Origin of the sequence: Arthrobacter sp. YD4 (assembly GCF_030410515.1) — a bacterium.
Classification (GTDB): domain Bacteria; phylum Actinomycetota; class Actinomycetes; order Actinomycetales; family Micrococcaceae; genus Arthrobacter.
This window is the reverse complement of the sequence record NZ_JAUHHD010000003.1, coordinates 534,328-553,612: the sequence shown is the minus strand read 5'-3', so window position 1 is coordinate 553,612 and position 19,285 is coordinate 534,328. Positions and strand designations below refer to the sequence as shown.

Annotated in this window: 18 protein-coding genes; 14 read left to right on the top strand and 4 right to left on the bottom strand. The window is 69.7% G+C overall.

Annotated elements, in window-relative coordinates:
- Positions 1 to 35 precede the first annotated feature (35 nt).
- From dop to QWJ39_RS11020, 14 genes are all read left to right on the top strand, one after another.
- A complete protein-coding gene (dop, locus tag QWJ39_RS11085; RefSeq protein ID WP_290257900.1) occupies positions 36 to 1,646 on the top strand; it encodes a depupylase/deamidase Dop in 1,611 nt (536 codons plus the stop codon).
- An 89-nt stretch (positions 1,647 to 1,735) separates the two neighbouring features.
- On the top strand, positions 1,736 to 1,936 hold the full coding sequence (locus tag QWJ39_RS11080) for a ubiquitin-like protein Pup (protein WP_290257843.1): 201 nt from the start codon (positions 1,736 to 1,738) through the stop codon (positions 1,934 to 1,936).
- A gap of 63 nt (positions 1,937 to 1,999) precedes the next feature.
- A complete protein-coding gene (gene prcB, locus QWJ39_RS11075; RefSeq protein ID WP_290257842.1) occupies positions 2,000 to 2,857 on the top strand; it encodes a proteasome subunit beta in 858 nt (285 codons plus the stop codon).
- Position 2,858: 1 nt separating this feature from the next.
- Positions 2,859 to 3,566: a proteasome subunit alpha gene (gene prcA, locus QWJ39_RS11070; RefSeq protein ID WP_290257841.1), complete on the top strand. Its 708-nt coding sequence runs from the start codon at positions 2,859 to 2,861 to the stop codon at positions 3,564 to 3,566.
- A 1-nt stretch (position 3,567) separates the two neighbouring features.
- Entirely contained in the window at positions 3,568 to 4,932 is a 1,365-nt protein-coding gene (pafA, locus tag QWJ39_RS11065; RefSeq protein WP_290257840.1) for a Pup--protein ligase, read from the top strand.
- Between the two features lie 112 nt (positions 4,933 to 5,044).
- The gene (locus QWJ39_RS11060) at positions 5,045 to 5,983 is read left to right on the top strand and encodes an FKBP-type peptidyl-prolyl cis-trans isomerase (protein ID WP_290257839.1); all 939 of its coding nucleotides are present in this window, start codon (positions 5,045 to 5,047) and stop codon (positions 5,981 to 5,983) included.
- Positions 5,984 to 6,030: 47 nt separating this feature from the next.
- A complete protein-coding gene (locus tag QWJ39_RS11055) occupies positions 6,031 to 6,426 on the top strand; it encodes an FKBP-type peptidyl-prolyl cis-trans isomerase (protein ID WP_290257838.1) in 396 nt (131 codons plus the stop codon).
- Between the two features lie 130 nt (positions 6,427 to 6,556).
- Positions 6,557 to 8,629 (top strand): WYL domain-containing protein, encoded by a 2,073-nt coding sequence (locus QWJ39_RS11050; RefSeq protein WP_290257837.1) that lies wholly within the window; start codon positions 6,557 to 6,559, stop codon positions 8,627 to 8,629.
- A 10-nt stretch (positions 8,630 to 8,639) separates the two neighbouring features.
- On the top strand, positions 8,640 to 9,041 hold the full coding sequence (locus tag QWJ39_RS11045; protein ID WP_290257836.1) for a hypothetical protein: 402 nt from the start codon (positions 8,640 to 8,642) through the stop codon (positions 9,039 to 9,041).
- Between the two features lie 36 nt (positions 9,042 to 9,077).
- Positions 9,078 to 9,347, top strand: a complete 270-nt coding sequence (gene tatA, locus QWJ39_RS11040) for a Sec-independent protein translocase subunit TatA (RefSeq protein ID WP_290257835.1) — start codon at positions 9,078 to 9,080, stop codon at positions 9,345 to 9,347.
- A 48-nt stretch (positions 9,348 to 9,395) separates the two neighbouring features.
- Positions 9,396 to 10,190 (top strand): twin-arginine translocase subunit TatC, encoded by a 795-nt coding sequence (gene tatC, locus QWJ39_RS11035; RefSeq protein ID WP_290257899.1) that lies wholly within the window; start codon positions 9,396 to 9,398, stop codon positions 10,188 to 10,190.
- 24 nt (positions 10,191 to 10,214) lie between these two features.
- Positions 10,215 to 13,181, top strand: a complete 2,967-nt coding sequence (locus QWJ39_RS11030; RefSeq protein WP_290257834.1) for a DEAD/DEAH box helicase — start codon at positions 10,215 to 10,217, stop codon at positions 13,179 to 13,181.
- 106 nt (positions 13,182 to 13,287) lie between these two features.
- Positions 13,288 to 14,988 carry an amidohydrolase family protein gene (locus QWJ39_RS11025; protein ID WP_290257833.1) on the top strand — a complete coding sequence of 567 codons (1,701 nt, stop codon included), beginning with the start codon at positions 13,288 to 13,290 and terminating at the stop codon, positions 14,986 to 14,988.
- Between the two features lie 143 nt (positions 14,989 to 15,131).
- The gene (locus QWJ39_RS11020; protein ID WP_290257832.1) at positions 15,132 to 15,869 is read left to right on the top strand and encodes a polyprenol monophosphomannose synthase; all 738 of its coding nucleotides are present in this window, start codon (positions 15,132 to 15,134) and stop codon (positions 15,867 to 15,869) included.
- 99 nt (positions 15,870 to 15,968) lie between these two features.
- On the opposite strand, the gene QWJ39_RS11015 is transcribed toward QWJ39_RS11020, so the two are convergent.
- From QWJ39_RS11015 to QWJ39_RS11000, 4 genes are all read right to left on the bottom strand, one after another.
- Entirely contained in the window at positions 15,969 to 16,316 is a 348-nt protein-coding gene (locus QWJ39_RS11015) for an RNA polymerase-binding protein RbpA (RefSeq protein ID WP_290257831.1), read from the bottom strand.
- Between the two features lie 332 nt (positions 16,317 to 16,648).
- On the bottom strand, positions 16,649 to 17,629 hold the full coding sequence (locus QWJ39_RS11010; protein WP_290257830.1) for an SPFH domain-containing protein: 981 nt from the start codon (positions 17,627 to 17,629) through the stop codon (positions 16,649 to 16,651).
- 78 nt (positions 17,630 to 17,707) lie between these two features.
- The gene (locus tag QWJ39_RS11005) at positions 17,708 to 18,196 is read right to left on the bottom strand and encodes an NfeD family protein (protein WP_290257829.1); all 489 of its coding nucleotides are present in this window, start codon (positions 18,194 to 18,196) and stop codon (positions 17,708 to 17,710) included.
- Positions 18,197 to 18,324: 128 nt separating this feature from the next.
- The gene (locus QWJ39_RS11000) at positions 18,325 to 19,260 is read right to left on the bottom strand and encodes a methyltransferase domain-containing protein (protein WP_290257828.1); all 936 of its coding nucleotides are present in this window, start codon (positions 19,258 to 19,260) and stop codon (positions 18,325 to 18,327) included.
- Positions 19,261 to 19,285: the final 25 nt, after the last annotated feature.

The window sequence follows — 19,285 nt, the reverse complement described above, 5'->3', positions numbered from 1 at the left end:
CCGCCGGAACCGGCGCCCTGCCCGCCGGCGGCGTGATGCGGGTGATGGGATCAGAAACCGAATACGGGATCCACGCCCCGTCCGCGCCGGGCGCGAACGCCACCATGATGTCCGCCCGGGTGATCCAGGCATACGCCCAGGTCACCCGCCAGCGGGCCGCCGGCGGAGCGGAAACCCGCTGGGACTACACCGACGAGGAGCCGCTGCACGACGCCCGCGGCTGGACGGTGGAGCGGGCCGCGGCGGATCCCGAGCAGCTGACCGACCGGCCGCCGGTGCTTGATGCCGAGTCGGTGGCGCTGGCCTACGGCCGCGGCGAGCTGGAGCGCGACGGCGAGGACGAGTCCGGCTCGCTGCTGATGAACATGGTCCTGGGCAACGGGGCCCGGCTTTACGTCGACCATGCCCACCCGGAGTATTCCAGCCCCGAGGTCACCAACCCGCACGACGCCGTCGTCTGGGACGCCGCCGGTGACCTGGTGGCCCTCGCCGCCGTGCGCCGGCTGGCGGCCGACCCGGAATTGCCGCCGATCAACCTCTACAAGAACAACACGGACAACAAGTCCGTCTCCTACGGCTCACACGAGAACTACCTGATGCCGCGCTCCACGCCGTTCGGCGACATCGTCCGCGGCCTGACGCCGTTCTTCATCACCCGGCAGGTCATGTGCGGGGCGGGCCGCGTGGGTCTCGGCCAGGACAGCTCCCGCGCCGGCTACCAGATCAGCCAGCGCGCCGACTTCTTCGAGACCGAGGTGGGGCTGGAAACCACCATCCGACGGCCGATCATCAACACCCGCGACGAACCGCATGCCACGGCGGACAAGTACCGCCGGCTGCACGTGATCATCGGCGACGCCAACTTGAGCGAGGCCGCCAACTACCTCAAGTTCGGCACCACCGCGGCGGTCCTCAGCCTGATCGAAGCGGGCCTGGCCCCGCGGATCGAGGTCCACGACCCGGTGGCGGCGCTGCAGTCCGTCAGCCACGACACGGCCCTGACCGGCACGCTTCGGCTCAAGGACGGCCGCCGCGTCACCGCCCTGGACATCCAGTGGATGTACCACGAGGCCGCGTCCAAGCTCGCCCAAGAGACCGGGGTGGGCGACGCCGTCGACGGCGACGGGCACACCCGCGCGCTGCTGGACCGGTGGGCTGCGACGCTGACCGCGCTCGACGGCGACCGGGCGGCGGCCGCGTCCTCCGTGGAATGGCTGGCCAAGCTGTCCCTGCTGGAGGGCTACCGGCAGCGGGACGGGCTGGACTGGTCCGATGCCCGGCTGGGCCTGGTGGACCTGCAGTGGGCGGACATCCGCCCCGAGAAGGGCCTCTACCACCGGCTCCTCGCCCGCGGCCGGATGCAACGGGTTGCCACGGAGGCGGAGATCGAGCGCGCCGTCGGCGAGCCGCCGTCGGACACCCGGGCCTATTTCCGCGGCCGCTGCGTCAGCCGCTTCGGGCATGACCTGGTCGGTGCCAGCTGGGATTCCGTGATCTTCGACCTCCCCGGCCGGGGCAAACTGCAGCGCGTCCCCACCCGCGAACCGCTGCGCGGAACCGAGGCCCTGACCGGCGCTTTGTTCGACCGGCACCAGGACGCCGGGGCGTTCCTGGCAGAGCTGCTGGGGCAGGCGCCGGCCTCCTGACGCCAAAGCCCCCGCAGGGTCCGGCAGCGTGGCAATATGGCTTACAGGAAGTCCCGCGCCGAGCGGGACGGACAGCGAAGGAGAAGATCATGGCAGGCCAGGAGCAGATGCAGCCGCAGTCCCGCGACACCGAGGTCGAGGAGGACGTCGCCCCGCCGCCCGCCGCGCCCGAGGCCCAGGCTTCAGAGGCGACCCAGGGCGTGGACGACCTGCTCGACGAAATCGACGGCGTCCTGGAATCCAATGCCGAGGAGTTCGTCCGCGCATTCGTGCAAAAGGGCGGCCAGTAGCCAGCCCCGGGCCGCGGACGGGCCGCGGCAGCCATTGATTCACTACGTGGAGGGAGTGCACCAATGCTGGACAATTCAGCCGACCAGGTGATGGCGGGGGCGTCGTCCTCATTCGCCGAACACCTGCAACGCTCGCGGCCCGAACTGCTGCCCTACAACGCACTCTCTGCGGGGTCCGGCGCCCCGGCGGGACTGACCGCCGGCCACCTTCCCGGCAACGGCTCGGCCCTGGCCGGAGTGCCGCACGCCACCACGATCGTCGCCCTGACCTACGCCGGGGGAGTCCTGATGGCGGGGGACCGGCGCGCAACGATGGGCAACATGATCGCCAGCCGGCACATCGAAAAGGTTTTCCCGGCCGACCACTACTCGGTGCTGGGCATCGCCGGGACCGCCGGCATCGCCATCGACATCACCCGTCTCTTCCAGGTCGAGCTCGAACACTACGAGAAGATCGAGGGCACGCAGCTGAGCCTGGACGGCAAGGCCAACCGCCTCGGCGCCATGGTCCGCGGCAACCTCCCGATGGCCATGCAGGGCCTGGCCGTGGTCCCGCTGTTCGCCGGCTTCGACCGCACGGCGGGCATCGGCCGGCTGTTCTCCTACGACGTGACCGGCGGCCGCTACGAGGAGCAGGAGCACCACGCTGTCGGCTCCGGCTCCGTCTTCGCCCGCGGCGCGCTGAAGAAACTGTGGCGGCCGGGGCTCAGCGGCGCCGACGCCGTCCAGGTGGCCGTCGAGGCCCTCTACGACGCCGCCGACGACGACTCCGCCACCGGCGGGCCCGACCCCGTACGGCAGCTTTGGCCCGTGGTCTACACCGTCGACCGGGCCGGCGCGGTCCGGGTCCCCGAAGCGCAGCTGGCCGCCGTGGCCGGCGGCATCATCGATGCCCGCACGGCCGCACAGAGGGAGGCCTGAGATGACCCAGCAGTTCTACGTCTCCCCGGAACAACTCATGAAGGACCGGGCCGACTTCGCCCGGAAGGGTATTTCCCGGGGCCGGTCCGTGGTGGTGGTCAGCTGCCGGGACGGCATCGCCCTGGTGGCGGAGAACCCCTCCCCGTCGCTGCACAAGATCGGCGAGATCTACGACAAGATCGCCTTCGCCGCGGTCGGCAAGTACAACGAGTTCGAGAGCCTCCGGCAGGCGGGGGTGCGCTACGCCGACGTCCGCGGCTACTCCTACGACCGTGAGGACGTCACCGCGCGCGGCCTGGCCAGTGTCTACGCCCAGAGCCTGGGGGCCGTGTTCACCGCGGAGCAGAAGCCTTTCGAGGTGGAGCTGGCCGTCGCCGAGGTGGGACCCGTCCAGGAGGCGGACCACCTCTACAGGCTTACCTTCGACGGTTCGATCGCCGATGAACAGGGCTTCATCGTGATGGGCGGACAGGCCGACAAGGTTTCCGAGGCCGTGGCCGACGGCTGGCGCGGGGACCTCGACTTCGGCGGGGCCATCCGGCTCGCGCTGGCCGGCCTCGTGGCGGACCGGGACGCGGACGCGCTGCCGGTCACCGCCGTCGAGGTGGCCGTCCTGGACCGCGGCTCGGAAACCGCGCGCGGCACCCGGCGGGCCTTCCGCCGGCTCGACGACGCCGAACTTGCCGCGCTGCTGGCGGAGGGAAACTGACATGGACAAGAGAATTTTCGGCATCGAAACCGAATTCGGGATCTCCTATTCGAGCCCGGAGTCCCGGCCGCTCGCCCCGGAGGAAGTGGCCCGCTACCTGTTCCGCAAGGTGGTCAGCTGGGGACGCTCCTCCAATGTGTTCCTCACCAACGGCTCACGGCTATACCTGGACGTTGGATCGCACCCGGAGTACGCCACCGCCGAGTGCGATGACCTGGTGCAGCTGATCGCCCACGACCGCGCCGGCGAGCTGATCCTGGATGACCTCGTGGCCGAGGCGCAGGAGCGGCTCGCCGCCGAGGGTTTCAACGGCACCGTCTACCTGTTCAAGAACAACACCGACTCGGCCGGAAACTCCTACGGCAGCCACGAGAATTACCTCATCCCGCGCCGCGGCGAGTTCTCCCGGCTGGCCGAGATCCTGATCCCGTTCCTGGTCACCCGCCAACTGATTGCGGGTGCCGGCAAGATCCTGAAGACCCCGCACGGGGCCACCTACGCGTTCTCCCAGCGCGCGGACCACATCTGGGAGGGCGTCTCCTCGGCCACCACCAGGTCACGGCCGATCATCAACACCCGTGACGAGCCGCACGCCGACGCCGAGTTCTACCGACGGCTGCATGTGATCGTGGGCGACTCGAACATGTCCGAGACCACCACGCTGCTCAAGGTCGGCACCGTGGACCTGATCCTGCGGATGATCGAGGCCGGGGTAATCATGCGCGACATGCGGATGGAGAACCCGATCCGGAGCATCCGCGAGATCTCCCATGACCTGACCGGCCGGGCCCTGGTCCGCCTGGCCAACGGCCGGCAGCTCACCGCCCTGGAGATCCAGCGCGAATACCTGAACAAGGTCACCGAGTTCGTGGCGGACAAGGGCGCGCACAACGCCCACGTCCCGCTGATCCTGGACCTCTGGGAGCGGACGCTGGACGCGATCGAGAGCGGGGACACCAGCCCCATCGACACAGAGGTGGACTGGGCCATCAAGAAGAAGCTGATGGACAGCTACCGGACCCGGCACGGCCTGGAACTGGATGCCCCCAGGATCGCCCAGCTGGACCTGACCTACCATGACATTTCGCGCAGCCGCGGGCTGTTCTACCTGCTCCAGTCGCGCGGCGCGGCCCGGCGACTGGTGGACGACACCGCGGTCAAGGACGCCGTCGACGCCCCGCCGCAGACCACCCGCGCGAAGCTCCGCGGCGACTTCGTCCGCCGGGCCCAGGAACTGGGCCGGGACTACACGGTCGACTGGGTCCACCTCAAGCTCAACGACCGCGCCCACCAGACCATCCTCTGCAAGGATCCGTTCCGCAGCGTGGACGACCGGGTGGATGCCCTGCTGGACTCTATGGGCTGATACCCAGCTTTCCGCGTTACTCTGGAGAAGGTGCCGTTTCCCGGCAACCGCTTGCCTTGCCGCCGGCATGAGCCCGGCATGGCGTCCATCCTGCCCCGACGAAAGTTCTTACGTGCGCCGACTATTAGCAATTCTTCTTCCCGGACTGCTGCTGCTCACCGCCTGCAGTGGCGGCGACAAGGCGGCCCCGGAGCCCACCAGCCAGTCCGCCGGCGAGACCGCGAAGCTGGACTCGCTGAAACTGACCGACAACGGCGACAAGAAGGCCCCCGGCGTCGACTTCGCCAAGCCGCTGGAGGTCAAGGACCCCACCATCAAGGTGGTCACCGAAGGCAACGGCGACAAGGTCAAGGCGAACCAGGTCGCGGACATCTCGATCGTCGCGTTCAACGGCAAGGACGGTTCCACCGTTGAGGACACCTTCCCGAAGGACCCGGAGAAGCTCGAACTCAATGACGACCTAAAGTCCGGCAGCGCCGTCATCTACAACGCGTTCGTCGGCGCCAAGGTCGGCTCCCAACTGGCCCTCGCCGTCCCCGGCCAGGCCGGCGCCGAGGGTGCCCCCGCGCAGCCCTCGCAGCTGATCGTCATCAAGATCCTGGCCGCCAAGGATGCCCCGAAGGTCCTCGACAAGCCCGAAGGCGACGCCGTGACACCGCCGGCCGGCCTGCCGACCGTCAAGGATAACGACAAGGGTGTTCCGGTCATCTCCGTCAACGGCGTAGCGGCACCGACCGCGCTCGTCTCCCAGGACCTGATCAAGGGCAAGGGACAGGCCATCAAGGAGACCGACACCATCACGGTGAACTACGTCGGAGCGACCCTCGCCGACGGCAAGGTCTTCGACTCCAGCTTCGACAGCGGCAAGAAGGCCTCCTTCCCGCTCAACGGCGTGATCAAGGGCTGGACCCAGGGCCTGGCCGGCAAGACCGTCGGCTCCCGCGTCCTCCTGGTCGTTCCCAAGGCCCTCGCCTACCCCGACGCCACTGCCGCCAGCGGCCAGCCGGTCGGCGACCTCGTGTTCGTCGTCGACATCCTCGGCGTCAAGTAACCCTTCCGCATTCCGCACCACACCCAAGCACCCCCGAAGGAGCACACATGTCATTTGGACAGCGCAACCTCGACCGCCAGAAGCCCGAGATCGACTTCCCGGAAGGCGATGTCCCCACCGAGCTGGTCATCAAGGACCTGATCGAGGGCGACGGCGCCGAGGCCAAGGCCGGCGACACCGTGTCCACCCACTACGTGGGAGTGGCCTGGTCCACCGGTGAAGAATTCGACGCCTCCTGGGGCCGCGGCGCACCGCTGGACTTCCGGGTCGGCGTCGGCCAGGTCATCCAGGGCTGGGACCAGGGCCTCCTGGGCATGAAGGTCGGCGGTCGCCGCCGGCTCGAGATCCCCTCCGAACTGGCCTACGGCTCCCGTGGCGCCGGCGGAGCGATCGGCCCCAACGAGGCCCTGATCTTCGTGGTCGACCTCGTGGCCGTCCGCTAAGGGGGTACCACCCCTGCCGAGGCCCTAAGCCCGGCACCTTCCGCGGCAGCGCGGCACCCAGGAGGAAACAACTTCCCCGGGTGCCGCGCTTCCGCCGTTTAAAGCCGCGGAACTTTAGTAGCCTTGCGGGGTGTCCGCCTCACGTACCGAACGTCTCCTGAACCTGCTGATCGCGCTGCTGAACACCACCTACGGCCTGCGCCGCGGTGAGCTGCGCCGCAAGGTCTACCACGACACCACCAGCTCCGAGGCCGCCTTCGGGCGGATGTTCGAACGGGACAAGGACGAACTCCGCCGCTTCGGCTTCGAGGTGGAGACCGTCATGGACAAGGGCTGGGGCTCTGACGACCCGGCCACCACCCGCTACCGGATCGGCAAGGAATCCAACCGGCTGCCGGACGTGAGCCTCACCCCGGAGGAATCCGCGGTCCTCATGCTCGCGGCCCAGCTGTGGGAGCAGGCAGCGCTGGGCTCCGCCGCCCGCAACGCCGTCCGCAAGCTCCAGGCCGCCGGCGGCCTGGCCGACGCCGAGCTCCCCGCCGGCGTCCAGCCCCGGATCCGCCCCGCCGGGCAGGGCTTCGAGGACCTGGTCACCGCCGTCCACGCCCAGCACCCGGTGGCGTTCGCCTACCGCGCGGGCAGCACCGGCCGCGAGGAACAGCGCACCGTGGAACCCTGGGGCCTTGGCAGCCGCTTCGGCCAGTGGTACCTGATCGGCTACGACCGGGGCCGCAAGGACAAGCGGTTCTTCCGGCTCTCCCGCTTTACCTCCGCCGTCACGGTCGTGGAGCAGGAAACCTTCACCCCGCCGCCGGCGTTCAACGTCCGCGACCAGCTCGCGGCCCTGCCCGAGCTGCCCGTCCGGCACGCCGCCGTCGACGTCGCCGCGGGCGCCCTGCCGGGGCTGCGGCGGCACGCAGCGGACCCCGGCGCAGTGGACACGGCGACCGGAGCGGACGGTGGAGCGGACGACGGCGGAGCGGCCCAGCGCGAGGGCTACGACCGGCTGCTGGTGCCGTACCGGGACGAGGAGACGTTTGCCGCCGAGCTCGCCGCGTACGGGGCGAAGGCCGTCGTCGCCGGCCCGGCCCCGCTGCGGGACGCGGTGCTGCGCCGGCTGGAAGCCGCGGCGGAGTTTGCGGCCGCCCCGGTGCCCGCCGTCGACTTCGCCCCCGCCGGACCGCAGGCAGGGAAGCGCACCCGCAAACGCACCTCCGAAGACCAGCTCAAGCGCATGCTCCAGCTGATCCCGTTCCTGGTGCACAACCAGGGACTGCACATCAGCGAGGTGGCCGACCGCTTTGGCGTCACCCGGAAGGTGCTTGAGGAGGACCTGCAAATCCTGATCTGCTCCGGCCTCCCGGAGGGCTACCCGGACGACCTGCTGGACATCCGCTGGGACGACGACCACGTCTTCATCATCCAGGACCTGGACCTCACCCGGCCCGTCCGCTTCACCGTCGATGAGGCCTGCGCGCTGCTCACCGGCCTGGAGGCGCTCAACGGGCTGCCGGGCATCGCGGAGGGCGGAGCCCTGGAGTCCGTGACCCTCAAGCTCATGGCCGCCGCCGGCGAGGAGGGCCTCAAGGCCGCCGCCCTCTCCGGTCCCGAGGTCACCCCGCAGGACTCGGCGGCGCTGGAGACCGCACGGGAGGCCATCCGCTCCGGCTCCCAGCTGCACCTGCAGTACCTCGCCCCGCAACGGGACGCCGTCTCCGAACGCGACATCGACCCGCTGCGCCTCTACTCCCTGGACAGCACCTGGTACCTCGAGGCCTACTGCCACTCGGCACAGGCGGTCAGGAACTTCCGCCTCGACCGAATCCAGGACCTGCGCTCCAACGGACGCCCGGTGACCGCCGCCGGCGCGCCCGCGGGCGGTTTCCCGGTGAAGCTCTTCACCCCGAACGACGACGACGCCGTCGTGGTCCTCGAATTGACCCCGCGCGGCGCGGGCCTGGCGGACGAGTACTACGCCGAACGCACCGCCCCGCTGCCAGGGGGCAACCTCATGGCCGAGGTGCGCTTCGGCAGCACCGACTGGGTGCCGATGCTGATGGCCCGCAACGGCGGCGACGCCCGCGTGGTGGCCCCCGCGGGGCTCGCCGCCGACACCGCCCACTGGCTGGCCGCCGCGCTGGAATCGTACGGCGCGGCCGGACACCGGCCGGCTCCGGCGCACCAGCGGCAGCAGCGCGGCTAGACTGAACAGCATGCCTTGGTGGTCCTGGATCCTGCTCTGGACGGCGCTGATTGCGTTGTCGCTGCTCTTCATCGGCGTGCTCGGCGTGCGGTTGTTCCGGCAGTTCATGGCCACCCTCAAGGACCTCGGTGAGGCGGGGGACAGGCTCGCGGCCTTCGGGGCGGCGCCGTCCACTCCCGGTTCAGCCGTTGTTCATGTGGACGGCCTAGGCTCGGACGGCGGAACGGCAGACGACGGCGCCCCGGGTCCTGTGACGGCTCCGGGCGCGGCGGTTTTTGCCGCTCCCGCGCTGATGCGTCAGAATTACCATGCATCCAAAGCGGCACGGCAGGAAGCCCGGCGCATTCGCCGGATCCGGCGAAAAACGGAACGTGGCCAGCCGCAGGCACTGCGGGACCTCGATATCCGTTAGTCATTAGGATGTACCTAAACGAAAGGACCACCCAGCATGAGGCTTGAAGGCTGGCATCTCATCATCATCATCGTCCTGGCACTGGTGCTGTTCGCAGCGCCGAAGCTGCCGGGAATGGCCCGCAGCCTGGGCCAGTCGATGCGGATTTTCAAGTCCGAGGTCCGCGAAATGAAAAAGGACGGCAAGCCCGAGGCCGAGGTTGACCCGGACGCCGTCGAGGGCCGCGTGGTCAACCACCCCCGGACCGCGGGCCCCGAAGGCCACCCCGGCGGCGGAACCGACGTTCCCCCGTCCACGCGCGCCTAGAACCACATGGGAGTGACCATGAACCGTCGGTCGAACCCCGAGGGCCGGATGGCCCTGATCGATCACTTCAAAGAGCTGCGCAACCGGCTCTTTAAGTCGGCGATCGCCGTCGTGCTGGGCACGGTCGTCGGTTTCCTGGTCTACCAGCCCATCCTCGCGGCCCTGATCAAACCGATCCGGGACCTCAACGAGCACGAGGGCCGGCAGGCGTCACTGAACTTCGACGGCGTCGCCAGCTCCTTCGACCTGATGATCCAGGTCTCCGTGTTCCTCGGCCTGCTGGTGGCCAGCCCGGTCTGGATCTACCAGCTCTGGGCCTTCATCGTGCCCGGGCTGCACAAGAAGGAACGCCGCCTGGCGCTCTCCTTCGTGGCCGCGGCCGTCCCGCTCTTCGTCGGCGGCGTGCTGCTGGCCTGGCTGGTGCTGCCGAACGCGGTCCGGGTTCTCACCGAGTTCACCCCCTCCGGCGGCTCCAACTTCATCAGCGCCCAGGTCTACCTGTCCTTCGTGCTGCGTCTGCTGCTCGCCTTCGGCATCGCGTTCCTGCTGCCGGTGGTGCTGTTTGGACTCAACCTGGCCGGACTGGTCAAAGGCCGCCAGCTGCTCAAGAGCTGGCGGATCACGGTCTTCCTGGTCTGCCTGTTCGCGGCGATGGCCGCCCCCGGCGCGGACGCGACCAGCATGTTCTACCTGGCCGTGCCCATGCTGGTGCTGTTCTTCACCGCGATCGGGTTGTGCCTGCTCAACGACCGGCGCCGCGAGAAGAAGGCGGCGAAGATCGACGCCGAGACCGAGGCCACGGCAGACCGCGCCACCCCCAGCTCCGAACTGAAGAATCTCTAGGCCGGAGCGCATTAGGCTGGAAGCATGTCGTTGAACCCTGAGCCCGAGTCGCCCTCCGAGCGCTACCGGGCCAGCGTCGAACGGGCCGCCGAGGCCAGGACCTACCTGGGTGGTTTCACCCGTTCGCTCGCCTTTGACCTTGACCCGTTCCAGCGCGAGGCCTGCCTGTCCCTGCAGGCCGGCCGCGGGGTGCTGGTGGCCGCGCCCACCGGCGCCGGCAAGACCATCGTCGGCGAATTCGCCATTTACCTGGCGCTCCAGCGCGGCCTCAAGGCGTTCTACACCACGCCCATCAAGGCCCTCAGCAATCAGAAGTACACCGAGCTGGCCGGCAAGTACGGCGCCGACAACGTGGGCCTGCTGACCGGTGACACCAGCATCAACGGCGAGGCCCCCGTGGTGGTGATGACCACCGAGGTGCTGCGCAACATGCTCTACGCCGGCTCCGAGACCCTGGACGACCTGGGCTTCGTGGTGATGGACGAGGTCCACTACCTCGCCGATCGGTTCCGCGGTGCGGTCTGGGAGGAAGTGATCATCCACCTCCCCAGCGAGGTCCAGGTGGCCTCGCTCAGCGCCACCGTCTCCAACGCCGAGGAATTCGGCGCCTGGCTGGACACCGTCCGCGGCCAGACCGACGTCATCGTCTCCGAACACCGGCCCATCCCGCTCTGGCAGCACGTCATGGTGGGCCGGAAGATCGTTGACCTCTTTGCCGGCGACACCACCTTCGACGAGGTCGCCGCCGCCGGACCGTCTGATGCGGACGACGTCGCCGCGGGCGACGGGGTCACCGTTGCCGGCACCCTCGAGGGTGGCAGGACGGACGACGGCGGCAGCCGCCCCGCGGCGCCCGCCAAGCGCCGGCCCATCACCGAGAAGGCCGGCTTCGAGGTCAACCCGGAACTACTCTCGATGGCTAAGGCCGAGAGCCAGATGAACTTCCGCGGACGCTTCGGCCACGGCGGGCGCAGCCAGCGCCGGCACCGGAACCAGCGCGACGAGGCGCCCCAGTCCGCGCAGCGCAGCCCGGTCCGAAAAGCCAGCCGCCCGCAGGTGATCGCCAGTCTGGACCGGATGGATCTGCTCCCCGCCATCACCTTCATCTTCTCCCGGGCCGGCTGCGACGCCGCGGTGGCCCAGTGCGTTTCGGCCGGGCTCTGGCTGACCACGGAGAAGGAACAGGCGATCATCGCCAGCCGCGTGGATGAGGCCGCCCAGGACATTCCCTCCGACGACCTGGACGTCCTGGGCTTCTGGAGCTGGCGGGACGGGCTGCTTCGCGGCCTGGCCGCCCACCACGCCGGCATGCTGCCCACCTTCAAGGAGGTAGTGGAGAAGCTCTTCGTCGACGGCCTGGTCAAGGCCGTGTTCGCCACCGAGACGCTGGCCCTGGGTGTGAACATGCCCGCCCGCTGCGTCGTGCTTGAAAAGCTCGACAAGTTCAACGGTGAGGCGCACGTGAACATCACGGCGGGGGAGTACACCCAGCTCACCGGCCGCGCCGGACGCCGCGGCATCGACGTCGAGGGCCACGCGGTCGTGCTCTGGCAGCCCGGCACCGACCCGGCGGCGGTCGCAGGCCTCGCCTCCCGCCGCACCTACCCGCTCAACTCGAGCTTCCGGCCCACCTACAACATGTCAATCAACCTCGTGGCCCAATTCGGCAGGGCCCGGGCACGCGAGATCCTCGAATCCTCGTTCGCGCAGTTCCAGGCCGACCGGTCCGTGGTGGGCCTGGCCAAGCAGGTCCGCAGCCGGGAGGAGTCGCTGGCCGGCTTCCACAAGGCCATGACCTGCCACCTGGGCGACTTCACCGAATACACCCGGATCCGCAGGGCCCTCTCCGAGGCCGAAAAGTCGGCGTCGCAGAACTCCTCGCGAGCCCGCAAATCCGTCACCGAGGACTCCCTGAGCCGGCTGCTGCCCGGCGACGTCGTCGACGTGCCCTCCGGCCGCACGCCCGGTCTCGCCGTCGTCCTCAGCTCCGACCACCAGTCGCGCGAACCGCGTCCGGCCATCATGACCATGGAGCACCAGTTGCGCCGGATCGGCCTGCACGACCTCGAGGGCCCCATCAGCCCCCTGACCCGGGTGCGGATCCCGAAGTCGTTCAACGCCAAGGTGCCCAAGTCCCGCCGGGACCTGGCCTCCTCCGTGCACAACGCGCTGCGGGAGAACAGGCCGCCGGCGCCGCCGAACCGCAACGAGGACTTCGGCCGCGCCGCCGCGGCGCCCAACCTGGAGCGGAAGATCACCGAGCTGCGGCGGGAACTGCGTGCCCACCCCTGCCACGGCTGCAGCGAACGCGAGGACCACGCCCGCTGGTCCGAGCGCTGGTGGAAGCTCCGGCAGGAGACCGACGGCCTGGTCCGCCAGATCCAGGCCCGGACCAACACCATCGCCAAGACCTTCGACAGGGTCTGCGGTGTCCTCTCCGCGTACGGCTACCTGGAAACAGGGGAGTCCGGAACGGTCTCGATCAGCCCTGACGGGCAGCGGCTGCGCCGGATCTACGGCGAGAAGGACCTGCTGATTTCCCAGTCGCTGCGCCTCGGAGCGTTCAGTGACCTGGATGCCGCCGAGATCGCGGCCCTCGCCAGCGTGCTGGTCTACCAGGCCAAACGCGAGGACCGGGGCCTGCGGCCCAAGATGCCGAGCGTTTCCCTGGAGTCCGCGGTCGACATTGTGGTCCGGGAATGGTCCGCGCTGGAGGACGTCGAGGAGGCGAACAAGCTGCCCCTGACCGGGGAACCGGAGCTGGGGCTGGTCTGGCCGGTCTTCAAGTGGGCCAAGGGCCGGCACCTTCAGGAGGTGCTCAGCGGCACCGACCTGGCCGCCGGCGACTTCGTCCGCTGGGTCAAGCAGATCATCGACCTGCTGGACCAGCTGGCCAAGATCCCCGGGCTTGAACCCAGGGTCTCGCGGCTCTGCTCCGATGCCATCAGCCTGGTCAAGCGCGGCGTCGTCGCCTACTCGGCCGTCGCCTGACGCCGGTCAGCTCCCTGGCCCCCACCAGATTCACGGCGGTTCCGGCCGCCCACCGCAGTCACGCCGCCGGAGTGCCCGGCGGCCCGCAGTAAGGAGTTCATTGTCCATGACCGCTTCACCCTCCGAGTCCCGGCTCGCCACCACCGAGCGTAAGGTCACGCTGTACCGCAACGGCTCCGTCTACACCGCGGCCGACCCCTTCGCGACGGCGATGCTGGTGGACGGGGACACGGTGGCGTGGGTGGGGTCCGAGCAGGCCGCCACCTCCATCGCGGACGACTCGATGACCATCGTCGACCTGCAGGGCGCGCTGCTGGCCCCGGGCTTCGTCGATTCCCACGTGCACCTGACCGAGACCGGCATTGCGCTCGAATCCCTGCAGCTGGGCCAGGTGCGCTCCGGCGCCGAGCTGCTCGACGCCGTCGCCCGCCACGCCGCCGCGGCATCCGGCAGCAGCACGGGAGCCGGGTCCGACGGCGGGACGATCCTGGGCCACGGCTGGGACGAGTCCCAGTGGTCCGATCCGACCCTGCCCGGCCGCGAGGAACTTGAGCGCGCCGCCGGCGGCCGCCCGGTCTACCTGTCCCGGGTTGATGTCCACTCCGCGCTGGTCTCCGCATCCCTGGCCACCGCCGCCGGGCTGTTCGGGCTCGACGGCTTCGGCGCCGACGGCCAGGTCAAGCGGGCCGCGCACACGGCCGCCCGCCGCGCCGCCCGTGACCTCCCGGCCGCCGCGCTGCGCGGCTACCAGCAGGCGGCGCTGGCCCGGGCAGCCGCCAACGGTTACGTGGCGCTGGCCGAGATGGGCGCCCCGCATATCGGCGGCGTCGAGGACCTGCGGATCGCCGCAGGCTGGAACGACGCCGGCCGTCCCGGCCCCGCCACGGCCGAGGTGCTGCCGTACTGGGGCCAGCTGGCCTGCTCGGAGGCCGAGGCCAGGTCCATCCTGGCGGACCTGGGCGTCTCCGTCCTCGGCCTGGCCGGTGACCTGAACATGGATGGCTCCATCGGCTCCCGGACCGCGGCGCTGCGCGAGGACTACGCGGATGCACCGGGGGAGCGGGGCACCCGGTACCTCTCGGTCGATGAGGCCGCCGCCCACATCGCCGCTTGCTCGCAGCTGGGCCTGCAGGCCGGCTTCCACGTGATCGGCGACGCCGGCCTGGACGCCGCCCTCGAGGCGCTGGACCAGGCCGCGTCCGAGGTGGGCGAGCAGCGCGTGCGCGCCGCCGGCCATCGCCTGGAACACGTCGAACTGGCCGACGCCGCCGCGATCGAGCGCCTGGCCAAGTACTCGGTGACGGTCAGCGCCCAGCCGGTCTTCGACGCCCTGTGGGGCGGCCCGGACAGCCTCTACGCGCGGCGCCTCGGCGGCCGGCAGCAGGGCATGAACCCCTTCGGGTCCTTCTACTCCGCCGGCGTCCCGGTGTGCTTCGGCAGCGACAGCCCCGTCACCCCGCTGAGCCCCTGGTCCAGCGTCCGGGCCTGCCTGGAACACCACGACGAGGGCGAACGCATCTCCGCGCGGGCAGCCTTCCTGGGACACACCCGCGCCGGCTGGCGCGCGGCCCGCTACCGAAACCCGATGGCGGGCCAGCTGGTCCCCGGCGCCCCGGCCAGCTTCGCGGTCTGGGAGGTCGAGGAACTCATGGTCCAGGTGGCCGACGGCCGGGTGCAGTCCTGGAGCACCGACCCGCGCGCCCGCACACCGCTGCTCCCGGCACTGGACACCGGCAGCGACCCGGTCTGCCTGCAGACCGTCCGCGACGGCGTCGAACTCTACGCGAGCGGTTCGCTGGGCCGCTGACCCGCGGCTGACCCGCCGCCGGCGCGGCCCGAACGGCCCGCCGGCGCCCGGACTCCCTGTCTATAATGGGAAGCTGTGCCCGTCGTCGGCTCCCGCCGACCATCCCGGCCTGCCGACCGCTCCCTCCAAGGAAAGGCCCCGCTGTGCGTGTCCTCACGATCATCCCGACTTACAACGAGCTGGAATCGTTGCCCAAGACCCTTGGACGCCTGCGCACCGCCGTGCCCGCCTCCGACGTGCTGGTGGTCGATGACAACAGCCCCGACGGTACCGGCGCGCTGGCCGACCGGATGGCGGCTGAGGACAGCCAGGTCCACGTGCTGCACCGGGCGGGCAAGGCCGGCCTGGGTGCCGCCTACATCGCGGGCTTCAAGTGGGGCCTCGACGCCGGCTACGACATCCTCGTGGAGATGGACGCCGACGGTTCGCACAAGCCCGAGCAGCTGCCGCAGCTGATCGAGGCCGTGGAGCAGGGCGCCGACCTGGCGATGGGTTCCCGCTGGGTTCCCGGCGGCAGCGTGGTCAACTGGCCGCTGTACCGCCAGGCGATTTCCCGCGTCGGCAGCACCTACGCCCGCATCATGCTCGGCGTGAACATCAAGGACGTCACCGGCGGCTTCCGCGCGTTCCGCCGCAGCACCCTGGAGAAGCTGAACCTGGATTCGGTCGATTCGGTGGGCTACGGCTTCCAGGTGGACCTGGCCTGGCGCGTCGCCCGGCTGGGCCTGACCATCGTCGAACGCCCCATCACCTTCGTCGAGCGTGAGCTGGGCGCCTCCAAGATGAGCGGCAACATCGTGGTGGAAGCCATGATCAACGTCACCAAGTGGGGCCTGACCGCCCGCTGGAACACCCTGAGCCACAAGCTCGGCCGCAAGTAGCCAGGGGCCGACCGGCAGAACGGCGCAGGCAAAGCAGACAAACAAAAAGCCGGGCCGGAACCCCTGAGGGTTCCAGCCCGGCCTTCTTTGTGTAATGACCTAGGCGGAGCGGCGTTCCCCGCGGCGTTCGCGGAGGATGGTGAGCCGGTCCTCGAGGATCTGCTCCAGCTCCGGCAGGGAGCGGCGTTCCAGAAGCATGTCCCAGTGCGTACGGACAGCCTTTTCGTTGCCGTTGACCGGACGCTCGCCGTCAACCAGGAGCGCTTCCTTACCGGTCTTGGAAACCCATACGGGGGGAATCTCGGCCTCGGAGGAGAAGGTGACGAATACCTGCTCGCCGTCCGCACAACGATATTCGACCCGCTGGCGCGGAGCGGGCTCGACGCCGGATTCGGTCTCCATGCTCTGTGCGCCCAGGCGCATACCCCGCAGGCTGCGATCGCTCATTTTTTCTCCCTCATGATCGGTTCGCAGGGCCGGAACCCTGCGCTAGTCCGTGGGCTGAACCCGCCGGACTACTGTGTGCATTGCGTTCTCGGTGAACCCGTTGCAGGCGGCGCGGCCGGTCGGAGGACCTGCCGTTGTGCCGCGGTGTTCTGCCACCGGATATAACGCTCAGCGAAGCCTATTTGTTCCAGCAGGGTGAACCGGCCGGACAAATACTCCACTATACTCTGCCGGGGCCTGTCCGGCAAAGGGGACGCGGTAAAGGCAAAGCGGCAAAGAGAACGCCGGGCCGCTGCCGGCCCGGCGTTTCCAAGATTTCGCAGGGAGTGCGGTCAGTGCTCCGCGGCGCCCGCTGCAGTGCCCGTCGACGACGTAGCTGCCGGGACTGCCGGCGTCGTCGGTGCCCCACCCGCAGCCGGCGCACCGGCCGGAGGTTCGGGGGAGAGGCCGCCCAGGGCGCCGCCGATGCCCTTGAGGGCCTCGCCCACCTCGCTCGGGATGATCCAGAGCTTGTTCGAGCTGCCCTCGGCCAGCTTGGGCAGCGTCTGCAGGTACTGGTAGGCCAGCAGCTTCTGGTCCGGGTTGCCCTGGTGGATCGCCTCAAAGACCTTCTGGATGGCCTGGGCCTCGCCGTCGGCCCGCAGGATCGCCGCCTGGGCGTCGCCCTCGGCCTTGAGGATGGAGGACTGCCGCTGGCCCTCGGCGGTGAGGATCGCGGATTGCTTCGTGCCCTCGGCGGTCAGGATCGCGGCGCGGCGGTCACGCTCGGCGCGCATCTGCTTCTCCATCGAGTCCTGGATGGAGTGGGGCGGATCGATGGCCTTGAGCTCAACCCGGGACACCCGGATGCCCCACCGGCCTGTGGCCTCGTCCAGCACGCCGCGGAGCTGGCCGTTGATCTGGTCGCGGGAGGTCAGTGCCTCCTCCAGGTTCAGGCCACCCACCACGTTGCGCAGCGTGGTGGTGGTGAGCTGTTCCACGGCCTGGATGTAGTTGGCAATCTCGTAGGTGGCGGCGCGGGCGTCGGTGACCTGGAAGTAGACCACGGTGTCGATGGAGACCACCAGGTTGTCCTCGGTGATCACCGGCTGCGGCGGGAAGGAGACCACCTGTTCGCGCAGGTCCAGCAGCGGCAGGAGCCGGTCAACGAAGGGGATCAGGATGGTCAGCCCGGGGTTCAGCGTCCGCTGGTACTTACCGAGCCGTTCCACCACGCCGGCCCGGGCCTGCGGGATGATCCGCACCGACCTGACCAACACGATTATCACGAACGCCACGAGTACCAGCAGTACAACTGCGACTGCGATATCCATACATCACCTTTTCCCCAGATATGTGGTTTTGCTGTGCGGCGGGTCCGCCGCGGGATCTCACGTTGTGTGCTTGCGGGCCTAGGCGCCGGATTCGGCAGCGCCCGGGTCGAGGGCTGCGGTGCCGCCGCGCGGGACGACGACGGCGGTGGCGCCGTCGATCGCGCTGACGGTGGCGGTCTGGCCGGGTTCGAGGACGCCGGAGTCCAGCCGGGCGGTCCAGACGTCGCCGCCGATCTTGACCAGGCCGCCGGCTGAGCTGACCTGCTCCAGGACGACGGCGGGCTCGCCGATGAGGCGTTCGATGTTGCTGCGCTGGTCCGCGGGACTGCTGCGCAGGTGCTTCAGGGCGATGGGGCGGACGAAGCCGACCATCAGGAGGGACACGACGCTGAAGATGACGATCTGCAGCCAGAGGTCCGCTCCGCCGAGGGAGGCCGCCAGGCCCGCGAGTGCGCCGCCGCCGAGCATGATGAAGAACAGGTCGAGCGTCAGCATTTCCACCACGGCGAACACCAGGAACACCGTGAGCCACAGCGCCCACCAGTTGTCGGCCAGCCATTCAAACATCGTTTCCCCCTGGATGTTTTCTTGGTACGGTGCCGCAGACGCGGCCCCGTAACGTCTTTCCATCCTAGGCGGGATGCGGGGCCCGGTGGGGTTCCGGTGCGGGAGCAGCCGGGAACGTAGTGAAGTCGTTACCCGCCGGCGGGGCGCGGTTCCGGCCGCTGCTCCCTCTCCAGCGGCGTGAAGACGCTGATCCGGAACCGGGCCGTCACCGCGGTGCGGGAGGCCAGGCGAGCCCGGGTCTCCTGGAGGGATGCCCGGTCCAGGTGATGCCCGGCGGGGCCCATCAGGGCGAGCTTCACGACGTCGTCGGGCGTGAGGTCCAGGGCGATGTCCACCTCGCGTCCGGGCAACGCCGTGAAATGCCCGGCCAGACCCGCCGCCAGCCGTTCCTCCTTGGCCGGTTCGATGCCCAGCATGCCCGTGGTGCCTGCGACCTCCGTTAGGTGTCCTGGGCGCGGGGTCACCACGATCAGCCTCCCGCCGGGGCGCAGGACGCGGGCGAATTCGGCGGCGTTGCGCGGCGCGAAGACCACCATGACCACGTCGACGGCGGCATCCCGGACGGGCAGCGGCTGCCAGATATCGGCGACGAGGTTCGCCGCGCCAGGATTCAGCCGGGCCGCGCGGCGCAGGGCGAACTTCGAGATATCCAGCCCGACGGCGGCGGCGGGAACCCGGTCCAGGACGGCGCGGAGGTAGTGACCGGTGCCGGTGCCGGCGTCCAGGATGGCCGGTCCGGCTTCCGGGGCGCCTTCAGCGGTGCTGGCTTCCCCCGCCGCCCCGCCTCCGGCGCCCGTCAGCGCAGCCGCGGCGAACTCCGCGAGGGCGTCGGCCAGCGGCCGGTAGTGGCTGGCGGACAGGAAGTCGTGCCGGGCCGCCACCATGTCAGCCGAGTCCGATTCGAACACGGTGCCCTTGCCGGTCAGGAGGTTGATGTAGCCCTGTTTGGCTGCGTCGAATGAATGCCCGGCGTCGCAGACCAGGCCGCCGCCGTCGGCCGCCCCGGGAAGGAAGCCTCCCCGGCACAGCGGGCAGGCGAGGAGGGCACGGGAGGCGGAAAGCATAGTCTCCATCGTAGGGCCGGCCGCC